Source organism: Rhizobium sp. 16-488-2b, assembly GCF_017741815.1.
Taxonomy (GTDB): Bacteria; Pseudomonadota; Alphaproteobacteria; order Rhizobiales; family Rhizobiaceae; genus Rhizobium.
Map to the genome: position 1 here is coordinate 613,396 of NZ_JAGHMF010000034.1, position 18,979 is coordinate 632,374.

The following is an 18,979-nucleotide window of genomic DNA, read 5'->3' on the forward strand; positions in this document are numbered from 1 at the left end:
GCGGCGTAGAGGACCGGGGCCGCTAGAAATGGGCGCTCAATCGTCGAGAATTGCAGCATCCGGCCGGTAGCAATCAACCGATGGCAACCGTTTCGGTCGGAAAACCAAGGAGCATACGCATGAAGAAGATCATCGTTCACACTTGCGTTACCGCCGGATCGCTGTTGCTGGCGCTTGGCGCGGCCGTGGCTGGCCCACTATCTCCCAATGCCGGCATGACAGCGACCAAGCCGCCGCTGGCAACACTCGTGCGCCAGGGCGCAGACCATCTCGTCAAGCACAAGCGCCACGGCCGCGGGCTCGATGACGGTCCGGGCCATGTCCGCCACAGCTCGTCGTCGTTCTCGTCGGCATCCTCTTCCTCCTCCCGTGGACGCGGCTCCGATGATGGCGCGAGCCACGAGCATCACGGCGGCGACGACCATGGTGGAGACCACCACGGCGGTGGTGGCGGCGACGATCACGGCGGACGCCGCTGATCGCGATGTCAGTCATGTCCTGGCCCATTGAGGGCCGGGACCGTTCTCAAGGAGATCGATCGTGAGCACGTGGCCGAAAATCGCCTGTACCGTCATTCTCTGCACGATGTCAGTCGTGGCGGGTCCGGTCTGCGCATGGGCGGACAAGGGAAGCGGCGGCGGGTCGAGCGGAAGCGGGAGTTCGGGCGGAAGTGGGAGTGGTAGCTCGGGGGGTAGCGGATCTGGATCGGGGTCCGGTTCGGGCTCGTCTGGCTCCGACCATTCCGGATCCCCCGGTTCGGGGTCTTCGGGCTCAGGCTCAGGTTCATCCGAGTCGCACTCGTCTGATGATGGCGGCAGCCGCTCGGGAGGTGGCCGGCATGGCGGCAGGGATGATAGCACCGGCTCGATAGCCCCGCGCGAGGATCGCGCCTTCGATGGCGGCTGGCGCGAGCGCATCCGGAACGGCCGCTACGAGCTGTTCGATCCCGAGGGTCGCCTCGTCATCCGCCGCGACGCCAAGAAAGCCGATATCGACCGATTCCGCTGATCGATATCCGGAATGATCAGGACCGCGATCGCGCGTCGCGCAGGAACATCGCGGCTTCCGTGCGATTGCGCGCCTTCAGCTTCTGCAGGATGCGCGTCATGTTATGCTTGATCGTCTTTTCCTGAAGGTTGAGCTGGCGGGCAACTTCCTTGTTGCTGTTGCCATCGGCAACCAGGGCGAGGATCTGCTCCTCACGTGGCGTCAGCGAGGCCAGGGCATCCTCTTGCAGGGTGCGCTCCGCGGCGGCTTGGGGCTGGGGCGCATCGCCCTTCATCTCCGTCAGGATGCGCGCGGCGAGGCTTGGCGACACATAGCTCTCGCCGGCCACCACATTGCGTACCGCCGACACCAGCGTGGATGCGTTCACGCCTTTCAGAATGTAGCCCTTCGCCCCTTCCTTCAGCGCGTCGAACAGATCGCTGTCTTCTTCCGAAGCCGTGAGCACGATGACGGTTGCGGCCTCATCCGCCTTCATGATCATGCTCAGCGCGTGGTGACCGCCGCCGGGCATGGAGAGATCGAGCAGCAGCGCATCCGGACGGTGCTGGCTGAAAAGCGCGATAGCATCGGCGGCGCTGGCGCCTTCGCCGACCACCTCGAAACCCGGCTCATCGGACAGGCTGCGGGCGAGGCCGTTGCGGAATATCGGGTGATCGTCGACGATCGCGACCCTGAGCATGTCTGACGTCATTCCGCCGTCCTCCTCGGTAGTGTCATGCATATGCGGGTGCCGGTCTTCGCGTCGGACGCAATGTCGAGACGTCCGCCAAGCCCGGCAAGCCGTTCCTCCAGGCCGGCAAGGCCAAGGCCGTCTTCATCGCCCGACCGGACGAAGCCGGTTCCGTTATCTTCGACGGCGATCCTGATATGCTGGTCGTCCTCAGCCGCCGTGACTGAAATTTTCGACGCGCCGGCATGCCTGGTGGCGTTGCTCAGCGCTTCCTGGATAAAGCGGTAGGCGCAGATCTTGGCGGCCTGCGAGGGTATATCGAGCGGCCCTACATTCGAGATGATCCTGGTGCGCGAATGCGTCTCGTGCGCCTGGATGGCGCGGCGAACGACATCCTCGCCCGAGAGCCTTTCGAGCTCCGGCAGGGTCAAGCCGCGGCAGATGTCGCGGATCTCCTGGATGGCCTCGGTGATGGAACTGCTGACGAGCGACTCGTCATCGCCCTTTGCCTTGCCCTTGGCGATCGCTTCCAGCCTCAGCGCCGCAAAGCCGAGCAGCTGTGCCGGGCCGTCATGCAGCTCGGCTGAGATGCGGCGGAGATAGCGCTCGTTGAGCGTTGCCGTGCGCTGGTTTGCCCTGTCGGCGCGCTTTCGCAGCGCCCGGTTGAGGTCGAGCATCCGCGACAGCTCGATCACCTGCGCGTCAAGCGAGCGGCGCTGGACATCGATCAGATGGCTGCCTCTGGCGACGATGATGAAGAGCAGTGCGAGCATGCCGGCCGTCACCGTGCCGACGACCAGCCAGCTCTGCAGCCTGGCCACCGCGAGCTCCGCGCGCAGGTCGCTGGCGATCTCGTAGAATTCCGCGACGCCGATGATGTCGCCCGACCAGGGTTCGCGGATTGGACTGTAGATCTCCAGAAGCGGCTGGCCGCTTTTCTGCTCCAGCTGGTTTTCCTCGCCCTTGAGATCGTCGAATTCCGCATGAACCGAACCGGAAAGTGCCGTGGCGAGACCCTCGGTCATCGAGAAGTGCTTGCCGACGAGGCTGGGCTCGCTGCTGAAAAGCACGGTCCCATCGGGCCGCCAGATCTTGAACGAATAGAGCCTGTCGCGCAGTACGCCTTGCTGCAATGTTTCGGTCAGCGCCAGCTTGGCGCCTTCGCCAAGCGAGGTGGCCGAGGCAAGTTCCTGTGTGAGCGGGGCGATGATGCTGTCGACATAGAGCGCGGTGGCGTTGGCGGCGTTGCGAACAGCTGCGCCCTCGATGCGGCTTGTCACCCATAGTCCGATCAACGCCATGCCGAGCACGAGCACCAGGCCACCGGCGATGCCGAATTGCCACGCCAAAGTAAGCCTTTGGCGCAATATCTTGCGGGGTTGGGTGACCGAAACGACGTTCATTACGCTAGCATATCGATGTTTCCGCCTGAGCAGAAGAAGGACCAATGGCGGTTCTGCACGGACGAAAGCCGGTGAAGGGGAGGCGTGTTGCCCGGACGCTCCATGTGCGGCGCCTGAAATATTGAGAATTAGGTAAGGTTCTGCCGCTAGGCTGGTTAGCGTTAACGAAGCCTTACCCGGTAGAAGATGATTCGGCGCATCCTCATTGTTGTGATGATCATGCTGACCACGATCGGCAGTGCGCAGCTTTGCCTGCCGAGCGCTTCCTTCGCGGCCCCGTGCCAAACCGAGGTCGTTAACGAAGGCGACGCCCTTTCCGGCGCAGACAGCCGCGACATCAGCCATATCCATGACGCTGAGCACTGGACGAGGCGGTCGCCTATCGATGCCTGGCCCAGTGCCTGGGAACTCGCCGACGTAAGCTACCATCCCAATCTCCCGATCCATCTCGAAGGCCGGACGCTCGATCCCATGTATCGGCCGCCGATCGCCGGTGGCGCTCTTTCCCGTCCCGATTCACTAGCCAGAGCAGCCTGACGATCTCCTGATGATATCAGGGCTGCTCGAGAGAGAGCCCCGATGTTGTTACTCGCTGACGCACCCAAGAGCCTTCCTGCCTCGCCGCGATATCTCAGGATACCGGGAGCGCGCGCACGATGACCCTCGTATCGAAAATCATCCTCGCCAAACGCCGCGGCCATCTCAATGTCTCGGCGCTCAACAGGGGGCGCCGAAAGAAGGTCGATCTCTATAGGCAGGGCAAGACGCGTGTGCTTCTGGTCGCGCTGGCGCTCGTCATCGGCTTTACGGCCAGTGCCGCGCGGCTCGTCGAATACGGGGCTCGCGATCCCGAGGAGACATCCGGCATCCTGCCATCGGACAAGCTTCTGGCCTCGCGGCCCGACATTCTCGACCGGCATGGGCAATTGCTGGCGACCGACGTTCGCACCGTCTCGATGTTCGCCGAGCCCAACAAGATCGTCGATGTCGATGATGCGGTGGAGAAACTCGCCACGATCTTCCCCGATCTCGATCGGCGGGGGACCTATGCGAAGCTTTCCGTGAAATCGTCGCGCTTCGCGTGGCTGCGCCGGCAGATCACGCCGCGCCAGCAGAGCCAGATCCTTGAGTTGGGCATCCCGGGGGTCGGTTTCCGGCCGGAGAAGAAGCGGTTTTATCCGGGTGGGAATACCGCCGCGCACGTGCTCGGCTATGTCGATATCGACAATCGCGGCGTCGCCGGGATGGAGCGATACCTCGACCAGCAGGGTCTGCTCGACCTTCGCGCCGCAGGCCTGACGAGTGACATGCCGCTGGAGCCTGTGAAGCTCTCCATCGATCTGCGGGTGCAGAACATCGTGCGCGAGGTCGCCGCCGAAGCCATGGTCAAATACCGCGCGGAAGCAGCCGGCGCCGTCATTCTCGACGTGGAGACGGGCGAGGTCCTGGCGATGGCATCGGTCCCCGACTTCGATCCCAATCAGCCGTCGCGAACGCTTGCCAACGGCAAGGTCGACAAGGAATATGAGAAGGGCTGGTTCAACCGTATCAGCAACGCGACATTCGAGATGGGCTCGACCTTCAAGAGCTTCACGCTGGCGATGGGCCTGGACGAGGGCAAGATCAACCTGAACTCGATGGTCGACGCCACCCGGCCGATCCGCATGGGCGGCTTCATCATCAAGGACTTCAAGGGCAAGAACCGCGTTCTCTCGATCCCCGAGGTCTTCCAGTATTCCTCGAACATCGGCACCGCCGCCGTCGCCGACATGGTCGGCATCGACCGGCACCGGGAGTTCCTGACCAAGCTCGGGCTGCTCTCCAAGATGGAGACGGAAATGCCAGGCGTGGCGACGCCGACGCAGCCGCGAACCTGGAAGAAGATCAACTCGGTGACGATTTCCTTCGGTCACGGTGTCGCGACGACGCCGCTTCAGACGGCCGTGGCTGCCGCCTCGCTGATCAACGGCGGCAAGCTTCTCCCCCCGACCTTCCTGCCGCGCAGTTCTCAGCAGGCGGGGGATATCGCCAAGCTCGTTCTCAGCGACAAGACGAGCCAGGACATGCGCTACCTCTACACCTGGAACGGCATCAAGGGCTCCGGCCGCAGCGCGCAGGTCGAAGGCTTCAACATCGGCGGCAAGACGGGCACGGCGGACAAGGTGGTCGACGGCCGCTATGCGAGCGACAAGAACTTCAACGCGTTCGTCGCCGCATTTCCGATGGACCGGCCGAAATATATCGTGCTGACCATCATCGATGCGCCGGAAACGGGTGAACATGGCGGCCGGACGGCGGCCTCGACAGCTGCCCCGATGATCAAGTCCATCATCGGCCGCGCCGGGCCGCTGCTTGGTGTCGCCCCGCGCTTCGGAAGCCCGGATGCGGAGTATCTGCTGGCGGACTACTGAGTGCGGCAGGAGGCTTGCGGTCGTCGAATATCAGGCGACCGCCAGTGCAAGACGCCTGGGTCGAGGATCGCCCGCCCCATTCTGCGAATGCTTCGCAGCTGCATTAAAAACTGGAAGATGCAGTTGCAAGTCATTGTTAAGTAGCGATTTTTGCTGTTTTCTTTTCCACTTTGATTGTTGACAGAAAGAGGCGGGTCGCCTACCCAGCGCTCATCGGGGAGTAGCCACCGCCTGAGGGCGGGAGCGTGTCAACATACTCGTGCGAGAGCACGTGGCGCGTTCGGCCGGTAAGATCGGCTCGGCAAGACCGTGGCGGACGTCACCTGGCCAAAACAGGGTGAATTGGCTCAGCTACGAATCTCCTGAAGGGTTCAACCATGTCATTGCTATCGATCATCGTGCTGGCGTTCAGCATGTCCATGGACGCGTTCGCCGTCTCCGTCGGCCGGGGTGCAGCCCTTGGTCGCCCGCGCTTCAGCGAGACGCTGCGCACCGGCGTCGTCTTCGGCATCGTCGAGGCGATCACACCGCTGATCGGCTGGGCGGCGGGTGTCGCCGCTGCCCGCTTCGTGACGGCAGTCGACCACTGGATCGCTTTCGGCCTGCTTGCCGCGGTGGGCATCAACATGCTCCGCGCAGCGATGAGCAGCGAGCAGGAAGAAGAAAAGAAGCCTGGCATGTCCTTTGCCATGCTGATCGCGACCGCGATCGGGACCAGCCTCGATGCCATGGCCGTCGGCGTCTCGCTGGCGTTCCTGGAGGTCAACATTCTTGTCATTGCGGTGGCGATCGGCGCCGCCACTTTCCTGATGGCGTCAGGCGGGATGCTGGTCGGACGCCTGATCGGCGAGCGTTTCGGGCGCTACGCCGAGGGTGTCGCCGGCGTGGCGCTGATCATTCTCGGCTCAACCATTCTCTATGAACACCTGATGGCCGGCTGAGGCGATCAGGCAAACGCGCGGTGGTGGAGCGCCGTCAGGCCTTGATCAGCCGGACCTCGGTTCCCCAGGGATCCATTGCGATATAGCCGCCGGGCACATGGCCGCCGATGCCGGCCGTGTTGAACCGCTTGATCTGCTGCTCGTAGAGCAGGGGTTCCGAGACTGTCAGCGAGAACCAGCTGAGGCCGGTCTTGGAGCTGTCGCGGCCGCCGGCGCCGGCGCTGCGCCATGTGTTGACCGCCACGTGATGGTGATAGCCGCCTGACGACAGGAAGGCTGCGTTGTCGCGCTCGGCGCTGGTGGCTGCGAGGCAGAGCAGATCGCGGTAGAAGCCGTTCGCCTCGTCGATGTCGCCGACGCGCAGATGGATGTGGCCGATGCGCAGCCCTTCGGGCGCCGCGTCATAGGTGTCCTTGGACATGTCGGTCAGTGCGGCGATCGCGTCGATGTCGAGCTCCTTGGTGCCCATGGTGACGACGCCGTCCTTCCATTGCCACTGGTCTCGCGGCCGATCGGAATAGACCTCGATGCCATTGCCCTCAGGGTCGGTCAGGTAGATCGCCTCGCTGACGCTGTGATCCGCGAAGCCGTCGAGCGGGATCTTGGCGACCGCGGCATGCACCAGCCAGCGCGCGAGATCGACCCGCGTCGGCATCAGATAGGCGATGTGGAAGAGGCCTGCCGAGGTCGGATCCTCGTAGCCGGCGTCGGGTATGCTGGTCAGATAAAGCAGCGGTTCGTTTGCCACGCCGAGCATAACCTCGTCGGCACTTTCGGCGAGCACCTGGAGGCGCAGCGTGTCTTGATAATAGCGGCTCATGCCAGCGAGATCACGGACGCGGAGCGCCGCGCTCTTGATATGCGCGGCGGTGGTCACGCCATAAGGCAAAGCGGCGGCCGCCGGCATCGTTCCCGTTTCGGCGTTTACGGCATGATTGAATGCGGCTGCGAGCGAGCTCACGCCCGCGAGTTGCAGCATATGGCGGCGGCTGATGACCATTAAGACGATCCGGTGGCTGGCATGTTTATTCCCCACCACCGCATCGGGCCTTCGGGCCGGTTCATCAAGTCAAAACTATGTGAGCCGGCCCTCCGTCTTTAAGGCCTTAGAGTTTGACGGCCTGGCCGGTACGCACGCTTTCATCGGCCGCAAGGCAGATCTTCAGCGAGGTGACGGCGTCGTCCATATGGCGGGCGAGGTCGAGATCTTCCGTTATTGCGCGATAGACGAAATCCTGCTCGCGATCGCACAGCATCTGATGGTCGGGCTCGTCGTGCATGTCGAGCCAGTCGTCGGATCGGCTGAAGCCGCCGGCCGCATCGGTTCCCGCGTGGTGGACGCGCAGGCGCGACGTCTTGGTGTGGGCGTCAAGGCTGGCGGAGCTTGCGCCTTCGTCCATGACGATCGAGACCGAGCCGTTGGGCGAGATCACGTCTTTGACGAAGAAGGCCGTCTCCGACATCATCGGCCCCCAGCCCGCCTCGTACCAGCCGACGCTGCCATCTTCGAACAGCACCTGGAAGTGACCGTAATTATACATGCCCTTGGGGAGGCCCTGCGCCAGTCCGACGCCCATGCCGCGCACTTCGACCGGCTTGGAATCGGTGATCTGGCACATGACGTCGACATAATGCACACCGCAATCGACGATCGGCGATGTCGTCTGCATGATGGAGCGGTGAATGTCCCAGGCGGCACCGCTCGATTGCTGATTGAGGTTCATGCGGAACACGTAGGGACCGCCGAGGCTGCGCGATTCGGCGATCATCCGCATCCACGAGGGATGGTGACGCAGGATGTAGCCGATGACGAGCTTGCGGTCATTGGCCTTGGCTGCTGCGACGACGCGCTCTGCATCGGCGACATTGGCCGCGAGCGGCTTTTCGACGAAGACGTGAGCGCCGCTTTCCAGGGCTGCGACCGCCATGTCGGCATGGGTGTTGGTATGCGTGGCGACCGAGACGACGTCGGGCGAGAATTCGGCGAGCGCGGCGGCATAGTCGTTACGCAGCGGATAGCCGGAAAGCTCTTCCGGCAGCGTCGGTGTCGAGCGGTTGACGAGACCGACGATCTCGAAGCCGGGATGCGCGTGGTAGGCGAGCGCGTGGCTTTTGCCCATCTGGCCGAGGCCGACCACCAGGACCTTGAGTTTTTGTTTTGTCATGACATTCGCCTCGTTTTTCAGGCCGCCGTCCGGCGCGCTTCGGCAATCGCGCGGGCACCGATGCTGGCAAGGGCGACCGAGAACAGGGTGGGATTGGTCGCGGTTGCGGTGGGAATGACGCCATTGCCGGCGACATAGAGATTGTCGAAGCCCCAGACCTTCGACGTCTTGTCGCAGACGCTGGTGCCATCGTCGGCCTCACCCATGCGGATCGTGCCCTGGAAGTGGAGCGACGAGCCCACCGGCTGCACGAAGGTGGCGAAGCCAGGAGCGGGCCGGCCGATGATGTTGGAAATCTTCACCGCGAGGCTCTTCGCGTCTTCGAGGCGCGCCTTGTCGCCTTCCGATTGGCGCCACTGGATCGAGATGGCGGGCAGGCCGAGCCAATCGGTGCGGGTGTCGTCGAAGGTGACGCGGTTGTCGGGGCTGATATCGGAAGAGACGAAGACGCCCATGCCGATCGGCTGTCCCAGAATATCGCCCGAACGCGGCATGCTGTGCAGGCTGGCAGGCGCGATGGTCACCGAATATGGGAGTTCCTTGGTGGCCGGAATCCAGTTCATGGCCTTCATCGGCACATCGGTCTCCATCTCGGAAATCTGCGAGACGATGTAGTGGTCGTTGAGGTTGCGGCCGAGCGCTTCCGGGCGGATGCCGGATGCATAGAGAAGCTGTGGCGAATGGAGCGCGTCGCAGGCGACGACGACGGTGCCGGCGGTGACCACGAAGGTGTCGCCGGAACCCGTGCCAGCGAGCTCGACGCCGGTGACGGTCTTGCCATCATGGATGACGCGGCGGCAGGCGGTCTCCTTCAGGATAGAGAAGCGCTCGGCCCGCTCATCGACGAGATCGCCGAGAACGACGTCGGTGCCGTGATAATGCAGGCCGTCGGGGCCGGGCGTGGCCGCGAGCGGCATCGGCTGGACGAAGCGGTCCGGCGTGCGGCCCGCATTGAAGACGGCGCCGAGACGGTCGCGAAGCGCAATCGCGGCAGGATCGCCGGCATTCGGGTCGGTGTTGGTGCCGAGAAGCTTGGCGGAAGTCGCGAGCGCCGCCTGCATCTCACCGGCTGGGATGAACGGTACGAGCTCGATTTCCGACGGCACCGGCGTGCCGGTCGACCATTTGGTGCCCATGCCGCCGACATTGGCGGCCGAGAAGCCAGCAAACAGGTTTTCGTCCTGCGGGTCGCCGTCATTGGCGATGAACAGGCCCGAGCGGCGCAGCAGCGAGCCGTCGAAACCACCGGCGCGGCGGGCTTCCCACTCTTCCTTGTTGATCGGCATGCGCGGGCTGCGGTCGCCGCCCTGGGCGAGGACTTCGAGCGCGCCGCGCTCATCGAGATCGGCGACGTTGTCGAGATGTGCGCCTGTCTTCGGCAGGATCTGCGGCCCGGCCTCCACCATCACGATGCGCGCTTCGGGCCACTCGTTGCGAATGACCCGGGCATAGGCCGAGCCAGTCGGACCGGTTCCCACAATGACGACGTCTGCAGACTTTATTGCCATTCCCGCATGCTCCATGCACTTCATCTCTTTGATAACAAACAAGGATGTATCGCGGTGATTGTCAATCTCGATATTGACAGTCTCAACCGCGTTTCCGATGGTGACGCCACAGATCGCGAGGAGTCCCCATGAAGTTCGGTTTGAGTTCCTACAGTTTCCGCCCGCTGATGTTGGATGGTTCGATGCAGATCGAGGACCTGTTCACCTGGCTCAGGGACAATAGCGGCGAGCACCTTGAGCTCGCGACGCTGTCGATCGCACCAGGTGGCGACGACCTGAACTACGAGCTGATCAAGGATGAGGCGAGTATCGAGCGTCTCCGCAAGGCATCCGCCGAGACCGGCATTCCGCTCTCCGGCCTCTGCATCGCCGGGAACTTCATCGGCGACGACCGACGCGCACAGATCGACCGGGTGAAGCGCTATGTCGAGCTTTGCGACCGCCTCGACGTCCGCTTCCTCCGCCACGATGTCGTGCCGTGGTCGCTGCGGGCGACGAATGCCGCGCAGTTCGAAACGGTCTTCCCTGTGATTGTCGACGCCTGCCGGGAGGTGGCCGACCATGCGGAGCGCCTTGGCGTCATCGCAAGCGTGGAGGACCACGGTTTCTTCATGAACTCCAGCGAGCGTGTCAAACGCCTGCTCAACGCCGTCGACAGCCCGAACTTCAAGATGACGCTCGATGTCGGCAACTTCCTCTGCGTCGACGAAAATCCGGTGACCGGCACGCGCGCGTCGATCGCGCATGCGAGCTTCGTGCACATCAAGGATTTCTACGTGCGCGCCGAAAGCCCGGGACCGGGCTGGCTGGAGACGCTGAACGGGCAGTTTATCCGCGGTTCCGTCTTCGGCTTCGGCGACTTGCCGGTGAAGTCGATGCTGAAGAGTGTGGTGGATTCCGGCTATGACGGCTTCGTCTCGCTCGAATACGAAGGCAACGAACCGACGCTCTATGGCTGCCAGACGGGTCTTGCCAACGCCCGTAGGCTGTTCGCCGAACTCAAGGGCTGAGGCTGCGGGTGATGATCGGCGGGCTTGAGCGCCCGCCGGTGTTCTTAGAGAGCGGCGATTCGATCGACCCGCTCCTTGAGCGCCGCCAGCCGGTGGCGGTCGCCGCCGGGTACCTCGACGGAAGCCCAGCCGGAATAGCCGACCTCGGCGAGGGCGCGGTTGACCGCCGCCCAATCGCAGTCGCCATCGCCGATCTCGACCTCGAAGCCCTTCCACGGACCCTCGCTGTTCATCTTGTCGAGGCTGTACTCCTTGACGTCGATCTTCAGGATGCGGTGGCCCAGCGCCTCGATCCAGTCGGTGGGTCGGCCGTAGCGCAGCACATTGCCGACATCGAAATACCAGCCGACCTTCGGATGGTTGCAGGCGTCGACGAAAGCGGCGGCTTCCAGCGGGCTGAGCAGAAAGTCGTTCCACACGTTTTCGAGCGCGATCGAGACACCGGTCTTTTCTGCGTAAGGGATGATCTTGGCGATCTCTTCGAGTGCACGGCTATAGGCCGTCTTGTAGCTCGTCGGGCTGTTGCGCACGACGCCTGGAACCAAGAGCACCGTATCGGCGCCGTAGAGCTTGGCATCATCAAGCGCCGTGATCATCGAATCCACACAGGCCTGACGGACGGCGGGATCGGCATCGGTCAGCGGGCTCTTCCAGTGCATCGAGTTTACGAGGCCCGGAATGGCCACGCCGGTCTTGTCGCGGGCATCCAGAACTTCGCGGGACGGCAGGTCGTTGGGGGAATCGAGTTCGACGCCATCGAAGCCGAGGTCCCGCAGCAGCTGGAATTTTTCGAGGATCGAAAGCTTGTCCTCTTCGATCATCGACCATTTCAGGCTGATCTTCGCCAGCGGGCGAGGGGACTGCGATGCTTTATGGGAAGGCGAGGCGGTGGGATTGGTCATGCTCATGTCTTTGCTTGGAAAATGGATGCGCGGGCGCACTATGTCATTGAAGTCGCAGGCCATCAACGTCTGTTATGGTGAGCACGATTTCTACTGGCTGAGCCCACCGAATGCCTTGAGATAGATCGCCAGCAGTTGCGTCTGCGAGGAGATCCCGAGTTTGCGGTAGACGTTGCGGCGGTGCACTTTCACGGTGCCGGTTGAGATGTTCAGCTTGAGCCCCACCGATTCCGAAGAGTGCCCTTGCAGCACCAGATCGACGATGGCGGTCTCGCGGCTGGTGAGGTTCAGATCCTGCCACACGGCGTCGGCGGGCTGGATGTCGGCCTTGTCTTCGCCCCGCTTGCGCGTGCGCCTCTTGCTCGATTGGGCTTGGCCATCGAAGCGCTCGGCGAGCCCGGCGAAATAGTGCTGCGTCAGCCGGGTGACGAGCGGCTCGGCCTTCTTCAGCAGCGCGATCTCCGCCGGCGGAAAGACGCCGGTCGCTTCCCGGCGCATCAGTGACAGCACGACGGTAATGTCGTCATCCTGTTCGACGAAGAAGCCGATCTCTTCGGCTAGACCCGTCTGCACATAATAGGTTCGGTAATATTCGCTGGAAAAGAAGCGGTCCGGCACGAGCTCGCGCATCCGGAACACACCGCTGCGGCGCGCCCGGGCGGTGTGGTAGAAAGGATCGAGGAGATAGGGCCCGGCCTGGTAGAGCGTGACGAAGATGATGTGCTCCTTCGGATCGAAGGTGCTGTAGAGATCGATCGGCCGTTCCTTGCCGCGGTAGGCGAAGACGACGACGTAGTCGAAGCGCACAAGGGATGCCATCATCTGGCGAAAGGTCTCGCCGAATTCGGCATCGCTCATGACAGGCTTGCCGACGGTGGCCTTGAAGGCCTGCAACAGCGCCTCCAGATCCATGCTCATGCCGAAAACCTCCCGATCGGGCCGCAGATATCCGCATACCCCTGTATATACCTTCCACGAAGCCGCAAGGCCTTAAATACCACTCTTGGGGTATATACCGTCAGGGAAGGGCGGGCTTAGTCTTTTCCCAACGCCGGTGGCAAAAGGCAGCGTAGACTGCCGCCAAACCAACCGCAGGGAACAGACGTGGCATCCGCTTCGACGAACGATATCGAATTCCGTTCGGTCACCAAGAATTATGGCTCCGTGACCGCCGTAACGGACATCAACCTCAATGTGCCCAAGGGCGCATTCCTGGCGCTGCTCGGCCCATCGGGCTGCGGCAAGACGACATGCTTGCGCATGATCGGCGGCTTCGAGCAGCCAAGCGACGGCACGGTGCTGATCGACGGGCGCGAGATGAACGGCGTGCCGGCTTATCGGCGGCCAGTGAACATGGTGTTTCAGCACTATGCCTTGTTTCCGCACTTCAATGTCGAGCAGAACGTCGCCTATGGGCTGCGGCAGATGCGGCCGAAGATCGCTGCCGCCGAGATCAACCGTCGCGTCGGCGAAGCGCTCGAAATGGTCCGCCTCGGCGGCTTCGCCAAACGCCGTATTCACGAGATGTCCGGTGGCCAGCAGCAGCGCGTGGCGCTGGCGCGCGCCATCGTCAATCGCCCCTCGGTGCTGCTGCTCGACGAGCCGCTGGCCGCGCTCGACAAGAAGCTGCGGTCGGCCATGCAGATCGAGTTGCAGACGCTGCAGCGCGAGCTCGGGATTACCTTCGTTCTGGTCACGCATGATCAGGAAGAGGCGCTGTCGATGGCCGATATCGTCTGCGTCATGAGCGCTGGTCGCATCCGCCAGCTTGGCTCGCCGCAGGAGGTCTACGACCGGCCGGCGGATCTCTTCGTTGCCGATTTCGTCGGCAAGACCAACCGCGTCGATGCAATGGTCGAGACGGATGGCCGGACGCTCAGGCTGGGCGACGGTTCGGCGCTGCCTGTTTCGGCGGCGCAGGGCGCCTTGTCCGGCCAGGCCATCGTCGCGATCCGCCCGGAAGCGATCAGGCTTACCCGCGTTCAGGCGGGCGGCGGTGCAAGCTTCAAGGGAACAGTCACGCACCGCATCTTCCTGGGATCCTCGGCGGAATATGCCGTGGCGGTGCCCGGGCTTGGCGACTTCCTGGTCACGGCCGATCGTCGTGACAGCCAAAGCGATCTCGTCGAACCCGGCGAGACGGTCTTCCTCGGCTTCGATCCGGCCGGGGCGCATGTTTTTCCAGCTTCCAATGCAGCATAAAACCACAAAAAGGGAACAGCATCATGAGCAAGGACTACAAGGATAATCTCCCCATTTCCGCCGAAGGCTTCATGGACGAGTTCATGCGTCTGAAGCGCGGCTCCATCAGCCGCCGTCATTTCCTCGGCATCACCGGCCTCGGTCTCGCCACCGCCGTGATGTCGCGCTTCCCCGGCGCGCTGTCGACACCGGCTTATGCCGCCGGCGAACTCGGCACGCAGATGTCGATCGCCACCTGGCCGAACTACCACGACCCCGCGACCTTCGAAAACTTCAAGGCAGCCACCGGCGTTGCCGTCGAAGTCAACGTCTTCGGCTCCAACGAGGAAATGCTGGCCAAGCTCCAGGCCGGCGCTTCGGGCTGGTCGCTTTTCGTGCCGACCAACTACACGATCTCGACCCACCACAAGCTTGGCCTGATCGATGAACTCGATCTCTCGAAGATCCCGAACTTCAGCCAGACGGCCGAGAACCCGCGCTTCACCAAGGAAGGCCAGATCGACGGCAAGACCTATGCCGTGCCGAAGAACTGGGGCACGACCGGCTTCTCGGTCAATACCTCGAAGATCAAGACCAAGCTCACCAGCTGGAAGGATTTCTTCGAGATCGCCCAGACCGAGGCCGATGGCCGCGCCATGGTGCACGATTACCAGCTGACGACGATCGGCAGCGCGCTTGTGTCGCTCGGCTACGACTTCAACTCGATCAAGGCCGACGAGCTCGCCAAGGCCGAAGAGCTGCTGATCAAGGTCAAGCCGCATCTCTTCGCCATCAACAGCGACTACCAACCCGGCATGCGCGCCGGTGACGCCTGGATGACCATGTGCTGGACCAATGACGGCGCACAGCTCAACCGCGACATGCCGGAGCTTGCCTTCGTTCTCGGCAAGGACGGCGGTGAGATCTGGACGGATTACTACGCGATCCCGAAAGATGCGCCGAACAAGGCCGCCGGCTATGCGCTGCTCAACTACCTGATGGACCCCGCCAACGCAGCCAAGGAGCACATCGCCAACGGCGCGCCGGCCACCGACAGCCGCGTCATCGCGCTGCTGCCGCAGGAGATCACCTCCAACAAGATCGTCTATCCGGATGAAGCTTCGCTGACGCCGCTGGAATTCGGCGCCGCCGTGACGCTCACCGACCCGAGCCGTGCCGAACTGATGGCACGCTTCAAGTCGGCCTGATCCATCGCCAAGGCACGTCGCCCTTAAAGGAGGCGTGCCTTGCATCGATCACACTGCTCTTTTTACGAACGCTTCTCTGGACCAAGATGACCCTGACACCGGACACCAAGAAACGCCTTGTCACCGCCGCGCTGGTCGCGCCGGCGAGCGCATGGCTGTTTATCTTCCTGGTGCTGCCCTTCATCGCCATCGTGGTGTTCTCCTTCGGCGAGCGGGCGCCGGAAGGAGGCTATCAGGCGGCCTTCACCTTCGCGCAGTTCGCCAATCTCGGCTCGCGCGCCGCTGCCTTCAAGAATACGCTGGTGCTGGCGCCGATCGGCGCCTTTGCCTGCCTGCTCGTCGCCTATCCCGTGGCCTATTATCTGGCCGTGAAGGCCAGCCCACAGCACCGCCTGCTTCTGGTTTCGCTGGTCGTGGTGCCGTTCTGGACCAGCCTGCTGGTGCGCACCTATGCCTGGATGTATATTTTGGGCGCGCGCGGCATTCCGCATCTGCTCGAATTCGTCGGCATAGAGAATGTCAGGCTCTTGAATACGCCCGGCGCCGTGCTGCTCGGCATCGTCTACGGCTACCTGCCGCTGATGATCATGCCGATCTATGTCAGCCTCGAAAAGCTCGACCGCCGTCTGCTGGAGGCCTCGGCCGACCTCGGCGCCAAGCCGCTCTCGACCTTCTTCGGCATAACACTGCCCCTCTCGCTTCCCGGCGTGATGACCGGCGTGGCGCTGGTGACGATCCTCTTGCTTGGCGAATACCTGATCCCGCAGTTGCTCGGCGGCGGCAAGGTCTTCTTCATCGGCAACGCGCTCGTCGATCTCTTCCTCCAGTCGCGCAACTGGCCGTTCGGATCCGCGATCGCGGTTACGCTGGTGGTGGTCGTCGTCATCGTGCTGCTTGTCGCCATGCGTATCGCATGGCGCGTCGCCGGCACCCGACAGGTGGATCTCGTCTGATGCGTAGCCTCGTCACCGCAGTCTATCTGTTTCTTTATACGCCGATCGCGCTGGTCGTCCTGTTTTCGTTCAACGCCGGGCGCAACGCATCGGATTTCACCGGCTTTTCCACGCAGTGGTATGGCAAGGCGCTCTCCAACACCTTCCTGATGCAGGCGCTCGAAAACAGCCTGATCATCGCATTCACCAGCGCGACCCTGGCGGCAATCTTCGGGACGATGGCAGCGATCGGCATGGAGCGGCTTGGCCCGAAGGCGCGGGCGGTGTTCGACGGTCTCTTCGCCGCGGCAATCGTCGTTCCAGGCGTTGTCATCGGCATTGCGACGCTAGTAGCGCTGGTCGAGGTCTTCGGTATCCTCAATCCTCTGCTCGCCGCCGTCTGGCCGGGTGAGCAGCCGCCCCGGCTCCAGCTCGGCTTCGGCTCGATCATCGCGGCGCATGGCCTGTTCACGATGGCGCTGGTGACGATGATCGTGAAAGCCAGGATTGCCAGCCTCGGCCGCGATATCGTCGAGGCATCGAGCGATCTTTACGCCACGCCGCTCACCACATTTCGCGAGATCGTCCTGCCGCAGATCCTGCCTTCGATCCTCGCCGGGTTCCTGCTCGCCTTCACCTTCTCGTTCGACGACTTCATCATCGCCTTCTTCGTCGCCGGCTCCAACACCACGCTGCCGATCTATGTCTTCGCGTCGATCCGCCGTGGCGTGACGCCCGAGATCAATGCGATCGCAACCATGGTGCTGGTCGCCTCGCTCGCGATGATCCTGATCGCACGGTTCCTGATGCGTGAAAAACAACAAAAGACATTAGGGGAAACACCATGATTCTTGCCAACCGTGTTGCAATCGTCACCGGCGCCGGTTCCGGCATTGGCCGCGCAGGGGCTTCGATCATGGCGCGAGAAGGCGCCCATGTCGTCGTCGCCGATGTCGACTTCATGAATGCCGAAGAAACCGTCCGGGAGATCGTCGCAGCCGGCGGCAGCGCCGAGTCCCTGGTGCTCGATGTCACAGACGACAGGGCGCTGGAAGACGGCGTCGCCGCGATTGCCAGCAGGCACGGACGCATCGATATCCTGCACAATCATGCCGGCGCGCAGGTGGCTGGCGATCTGGAGCAGGTCGCGATAGAGGGGTTCGACAAGTCCTGGGCCTTGAACGTGCGCGCCCATTTCATGGCCGCCCGGCTGGTGATGCCGCTGATGACGCGGGCGGGCAAGGGCGTCATCCTTAACACCTCGTCTTCCTCGGGCGTACTCTACGACCGCGAGATGATCGCTTACACCACGACAAAGCACGCGGTCATCGCCATGACCCGCCAGATGGCCGGCGACTATGCGAAGTTCGGTGTGCGCGTAAACGCGCTGTGCCCCGGTTGGGTCGACACGCCGTTCAACGAGCCGTTCATCGCGCAGATGGGCGGCAGGGATGCGATCGAAAGCTACATCGCCGAGAAGGTGCCGCTCGGGCGCTGGGCCGATGTTTCCGAGATCGCCGAGCCCATTCTCTTTCTCGTCTCCGACCGCTCGTCATACATGACCGGGCAGATCCTGGTCGTCGATGGGGGCGAAACCGTCGTTTGACGCGGGTGTCGAAATAAACTTCGAAATAGATCGGATTCAAACGATTCCGTGGCTTGAGCAATCGGATGGGCTGGACTAGTCCGTTGCTGAAGCGACAGCGGAGAACACGACAATTTCCAACAGCACCAGCCCCAAGCTGCAGGGTTACCTATTCACCTTGGCTGCGGTTTTCATCTTCGCCGTCCAGGACAGCTTTTCGAAATATCTTGGCGAACGATATTCGCCGATCCTGATCACCATGATCCGCTTCTGGGCGTTCGCGGCTTTCGTGATGCTGCTGGCGATGCGCAAGCCCGGCGGCGTGCGTGGCGCCTTCGTCACGAAACATCCGCTGATGCAGGTTATGCGCGGCGTGCTGTTGGTGGCCGAGATCGCGCTCTTCGTTTACGGTCTGGCGCATACGGGGCTTGCCATCACCCAGGCCATTTTCCAGTCGACGCCGCTGATCGTGACCATTCTTTCGATCCCGTTTTTGGGCGAGCATGTCGGCTGGCGGCGATGGCTAGCTGTTGTCGCAGGCCTGTTTGGCGTGCTGTTGATCATCAACCCGACCGGTGGCGCCTTCAGCTTCTATCTCTTGCTGCCGCTCGCCTGCGCGACCATGTTCGCGGCCTATAGCGTCGCCACAAGGGCGGTCAGCCGCAACGATTCGACCTTTACGAGCCTCATCTACACCGCCGTGGGCGGCGCGGTCGCGATCTCGCTGCTTGGCCCCTTCTACTGGACGCCGATCGCCGTATCGGACTGGCCGATGGTCGCCGCACTCTGCATCTGCGGCACGGTCAGCCACTATTGCCTGATCCGTGCATACGATTCCCTGCAGGCCTCCGAAGTGCAGCCGCTCGCCTACCTCCAGCTCGTCGTAGGCGCGGTCATTGCGGTGATGTTCTTTGGGGAGACGCTGAGCTGGAACATGCTGCTCGGCTCCGCGATCGTCGTCGGCGCGGGTCTTTTCACCATGTGGCGGGAGCATCGCGCGCAGTCCAAGAACAATCCGGCCTCCGGCTCGGGGATCGCCGAGCGGCCATAACCGG

19 protein-coding genes and 1 riboswitch are annotated in these 18,979 nt (G+C 62.9%); of the genes, 12 read left to right on the forward strand and 7 right to left on the reverse strand.

The features are described from left to right. Window positions 1–119: 119 nt before the first annotated feature. On the forward strand, window positions 120–479 hold the full coding sequence (locus J5286_RS26335) for a hypothetical protein (protein WP_209192933.1): 360 nt from the start codon (window positions 120–122) through the stop codon (window positions 477–479). 61 nt (window positions 480–540) lie between these two features. Beyond that, the gene (locus J5286_RS26340) at window positions 541–1,008 is read left to right on the forward strand and encodes a hypothetical protein (protein ID WP_209192934.1); all 468 of its coding nucleotides are present in this window, start codon (window positions 541–543) and stop codon (window positions 1,006–1,008) included. 16 nt (window positions 1,009–1,024) lie between these two features. Here J5286_RS26340 and J5286_RS26345 read toward each other — a convergent pair whose 3' ends face one another. Further along, on the reverse strand, window positions 1,025–1,699 hold the full coding sequence (locus tag J5286_RS26345; RefSeq protein ID WP_209192935.1) for a response regulator: 675 nt from the start codon (window positions 1,697–1,699) through the stop codon (window positions 1,025–1,027). Then, the gene (locus tag J5286_RS26350; RefSeq protein ID WP_209192936.1) at window positions 1,696–3,081 is read right to left on the reverse strand and encodes a sensor histidine kinase; all 1,386 of its coding nucleotides are present in this window, start codon (window positions 3,079–3,081) and stop codon (window positions 1,696–1,698) included. Before J5286_RS26350 ends, J5286_RS26345 begins: the two co-directional genes overlap by 4 nt. Before the next feature lie 219 nt (window positions 3,082–3,300). Here J5286_RS26350 and J5286_RS26355 point away from each other — a divergent pair, with 219 nt between their 5' ends. The 3 genes from J5286_RS26355 to J5286_RS26365 all read left to right on the forward strand — a co-directional run bounded on the left by J5286_RS26355 (window position 3,301) and on the right by J5286_RS26365 (window position 6,433). Continuing rightward, on the forward strand, window positions 3,301–3,618 hold the full coding sequence (locus J5286_RS26355) for a hypothetical protein (protein ID WP_209192937.1): 318 nt from the start codon (window positions 3,301–3,303) through the stop codon (window positions 3,616–3,618). Window positions 3,619–3,737: 119 nt separating this feature from the next. Then, window positions 3,738–5,492 carry a peptidoglycan D,D-transpeptidase FtsI family protein gene (locus tag J5286_RS26360; protein WP_209192938.1) on the forward strand — a complete coding sequence of 585 codons (1,755 nt, stop codon included), beginning with the start codon at window positions 3,738–3,740 and terminating at the stop codon, window positions 5,490–5,492. Between the two features lie 203 nt (window positions 5,493–5,695). Next, window positions 5,696–5,792: riboswitch (yybP-ykoY riboswitch) on the forward strand. Window positions 5,793–5,869: 77 nt separating this feature from the next. Continuing rightward, entirely contained in the window at window positions 5,870–6,433 is a 564-nt protein-coding gene (locus J5286_RS26365) for a manganese efflux pump MntP (protein ID WP_112950181.1), read from the forward strand. Between the two features lie 34 nt (window positions 6,434–6,467). Here J5286_RS26365 and J5286_RS26370 read toward each other — a convergent pair whose 3' ends face one another. From J5286_RS26370 to J5286_RS26380, 3 genes are all read right to left on the reverse strand, one after another. Continuing rightward, window positions 6,468–7,433 (reverse strand): VOC family protein, encoded by a 966-nt coding sequence (locus J5286_RS26370; RefSeq protein WP_209192939.1) that lies wholly within the window; start codon window positions 7,431–7,433, stop codon window positions 6,468–6,470. A 106-nt stretch (window positions 7,434–7,539) separates the two neighbouring features. Beyond that, window positions 7,540–8,598, reverse strand: a complete 1,059-nt coding sequence (locus tag J5286_RS26375; RefSeq protein ID WP_209192940.1) for a Gfo/Idh/MocA family protein — start codon at window positions 8,596–8,598, stop codon at window positions 7,540–7,542. Between the two features lie 17 nt (window positions 8,599–8,615). Then, window positions 8,616–10,106, reverse strand: coding sequence for a GMC oxidoreductase (locus tag J5286_RS26380; RefSeq protein WP_209192941.1), 1,491 nt, complete (start codon window positions 10,104–10,106; stop codon window positions 8,616–8,618). Window positions 10,107–10,234: 128 nt separating this feature from the next. Between J5286_RS26380 and J5286_RS26385 the strand changes: the two genes are divergently transcribed. Continuing rightward, complete coding sequence (locus J5286_RS26385) at window positions 10,235–11,116, forward strand: sugar phosphate isomerase/epimerase family protein (protein WP_209192942.1); 882 nt, start codon at window positions 10,235–10,237, stop codon at window positions 11,114–11,116. A gap of 44 nt (window positions 11,117–11,160) precedes the next feature. On the opposite strand, the gene J5286_RS26390 is transcribed toward J5286_RS26385, so the two are convergent. Together J5286_RS26390 and J5286_RS26395 are read right to left on the reverse strand one after the other, a co-directional pair. Next, the gene (locus J5286_RS26390) at window positions 11,161–12,018 is read right to left on the reverse strand and encodes a sugar phosphate isomerase/epimerase family protein (protein ID WP_245206547.1); all 858 of its coding nucleotides are present in this window, start codon (window positions 12,016–12,018) and stop codon (window positions 11,161–11,163) included. A gap of 90 nt (window positions 12,019–12,108) precedes the next feature. Further along, window positions 12,109–12,936, reverse strand: coding sequence for a helix-turn-helix transcriptional regulator (locus J5286_RS26395; RefSeq protein ID WP_209192943.1), 828 nt, complete (start codon window positions 12,934–12,936; stop codon window positions 12,109–12,111). 186 nt (window positions 12,937–13,122) lie between these two features. Between J5286_RS26395 and J5286_RS26400 the strand changes: the two genes are divergently transcribed. The 6 genes from J5286_RS26400 (at window position 13,123) to J5286_RS26425 (ending at window position 18,975) form a co-directional block, all read left to right on the forward strand. Continuing rightward, the gene (locus tag J5286_RS26400; protein WP_209192944.1) at window positions 13,123–14,220 is read left to right on the forward strand and encodes an ABC transporter ATP-binding protein; all 1,098 of its coding nucleotides are present in this window, start codon (window positions 13,123–13,125) and stop codon (window positions 14,218–14,220) included. Between the two features lie 23 nt (window positions 14,221–14,243). Continuing rightward, window positions 14,244–15,407, forward strand: a complete 1,164-nt coding sequence (locus tag J5286_RS26405) for an ABC transporter substrate-binding protein (protein WP_209192945.1) — start codon at window positions 14,244–14,246, stop codon at window positions 15,405–15,407. A gap of 86 nt (window positions 15,408–15,493) precedes the next feature. Continuing rightward, window positions 15,494–16,360 (forward strand): ABC transporter permease, encoded by an 867-nt coding sequence (locus J5286_RS26410; protein ID WP_209192946.1) that lies wholly within the window; start codon window positions 15,494–15,496, stop codon window positions 16,358–16,360. Next, window positions 16,360–17,187 (forward strand): ABC transporter permease, encoded by an 828-nt coding sequence (locus tag J5286_RS26415; RefSeq protein WP_209192947.1) that lies wholly within the window; start codon window positions 16,360–16,362, stop codon window positions 17,185–17,187. The genes J5286_RS26410 and J5286_RS26415 overlap by 1 nt, the downstream gene beginning before the upstream one ends. Continuing rightward, window positions 17,184–17,945 (forward strand): SDR family NAD(P)-dependent oxidoreductase, encoded by a 762-nt coding sequence (locus J5286_RS26420; protein ID WP_209192948.1) that lies wholly within the window; start codon window positions 17,184–17,186, stop codon window positions 17,943–17,945. The genes J5286_RS26415 and J5286_RS26420 overlap by 4 nt, the downstream gene beginning before the upstream one ends. A gap of 136 nt (window positions 17,946–18,081) precedes the next feature. Continuing rightward, window positions 18,082–18,975 carry a DMT family transporter gene (locus tag J5286_RS26425; protein WP_209193002.1) on the forward strand — a complete coding sequence of 298 codons (894 nt, stop codon included), beginning with the start codon at window positions 18,082–18,084 and terminating at the stop codon, window positions 18,973–18,975. The last annotated feature ends 4 nt before the right edge of the window (window positions 18,976–18,979 follow it).

What these genes read in the sequence shown, in the direction of transcription:
- J5286_RS26335 (WP_209192933.1), top strand. Translation starts at nt 120, where the DNA reads ATGAAGAAGATCATCGTTCACACTTGCGTTACCGCCGGATCGCTGTTG.
- J5286_RS26345 (WP_209192935.1), bottom strand. Translation starts at nt 1,699, where the DNA reads ATGACGTCAGACATGCTCAGGGTCGCGATCGTCGACGATCACCCGATA.
- J5286_RS26350 (WP_209192936.1), bottom strand. Translation starts at nt 3,081, where the DNA reads ATGAACGTCGTTTCGGTCACCCAACCCCGCAAGATATTGCGCCAAAGG.
- J5286_RS26355 (WP_209192937.1), top strand. Translation starts at nt 3,301, where the DNA reads ATGCTGACCACGATCGGCAGTGCGCAGCTTTGCCTGCCGAGCGCTTCC.
- J5286_RS26360 (WP_209192938.1), top strand. Translation starts at nt 3,738, where the DNA reads ATGACCCTCGTATCGAAAATCATCCTCGCCAAACGCCGCGGCCATCTC.
- J5286_RS26365 (WP_112950181.1), top strand. Translation starts at nt 5,870, where the DNA reads ATGTCATTGCTATCGATCATCGTGCTGGCGTTCAGCATGTCCATGGAC.
- J5286_RS26370 (WP_209192939.1), bottom strand. Translation starts at nt 7,433, where the DNA reads ATGGTCATCAGCCGCCGCCATATGCTGCAACTCGCGGGCGTGAGCTCG.
- J5286_RS26375 (WP_209192940.1), bottom strand. Translation starts at nt 8,598, where the DNA reads ATGACAAAACAAAAACTCAAGGTCCTGGTGGTCGGCCTCGGCCAGATG.
- J5286_RS26380 (WP_209192941.1), bottom strand. Translation starts at nt 10,106, where the DNA reads ATGGCAATAAAGTCTGCAGACGTCGTCATTGTGGGAACCGGTCCGACT.
- J5286_RS26385 (WP_209192942.1), top strand. Translation starts at nt 10,235, where the DNA reads ATGAAGTTCGGTTTGAGTTCCTACAGTTTCCGCCCGCTGATGTTGGAT.
- J5286_RS26390 (WP_245206547.1), bottom strand. Translation starts at nt 12,018, where the DNA reads ATGACCAATCCCACCGCCTCGCCTTCCCATAAAGCATCGCAGTCCCCT.
- J5286_RS26395 (WP_209192943.1), bottom strand. Translation starts at nt 12,936, where the DNA reads ATGAGCATGGATCTGGAGGCGCTGTTGCAGGCCTTCAAGGCCACCGTC.
- J5286_RS26405 (WP_209192945.1), top strand. Translation starts at nt 14,244, where the DNA reads ATGAGCAAGGACTACAAGGATAATCTCCCCATTTCCGCCGAAGGCTTC.
- J5286_RS26410 (WP_209192946.1), top strand. Translation starts at nt 15,494, where the DNA reads ATGACCCTGACACCGGACACCAAGAAACGCCTTGTCACCGCCGCGCTG.
- J5286_RS26415 (WP_209192947.1), top strand. Translation starts at nt 16,360, where the DNA reads ATGCGTAGCCTCGTCACCGCAGTCTATCTGTTTCTTTATACGCCGATC.
- J5286_RS26420 (WP_209192948.1), top strand. Translation starts at nt 17,184, where the DNA reads ATGATTCTTGCCAACCGTGTTGCAATCGTCACCGGCGCCGGTTCCGGC.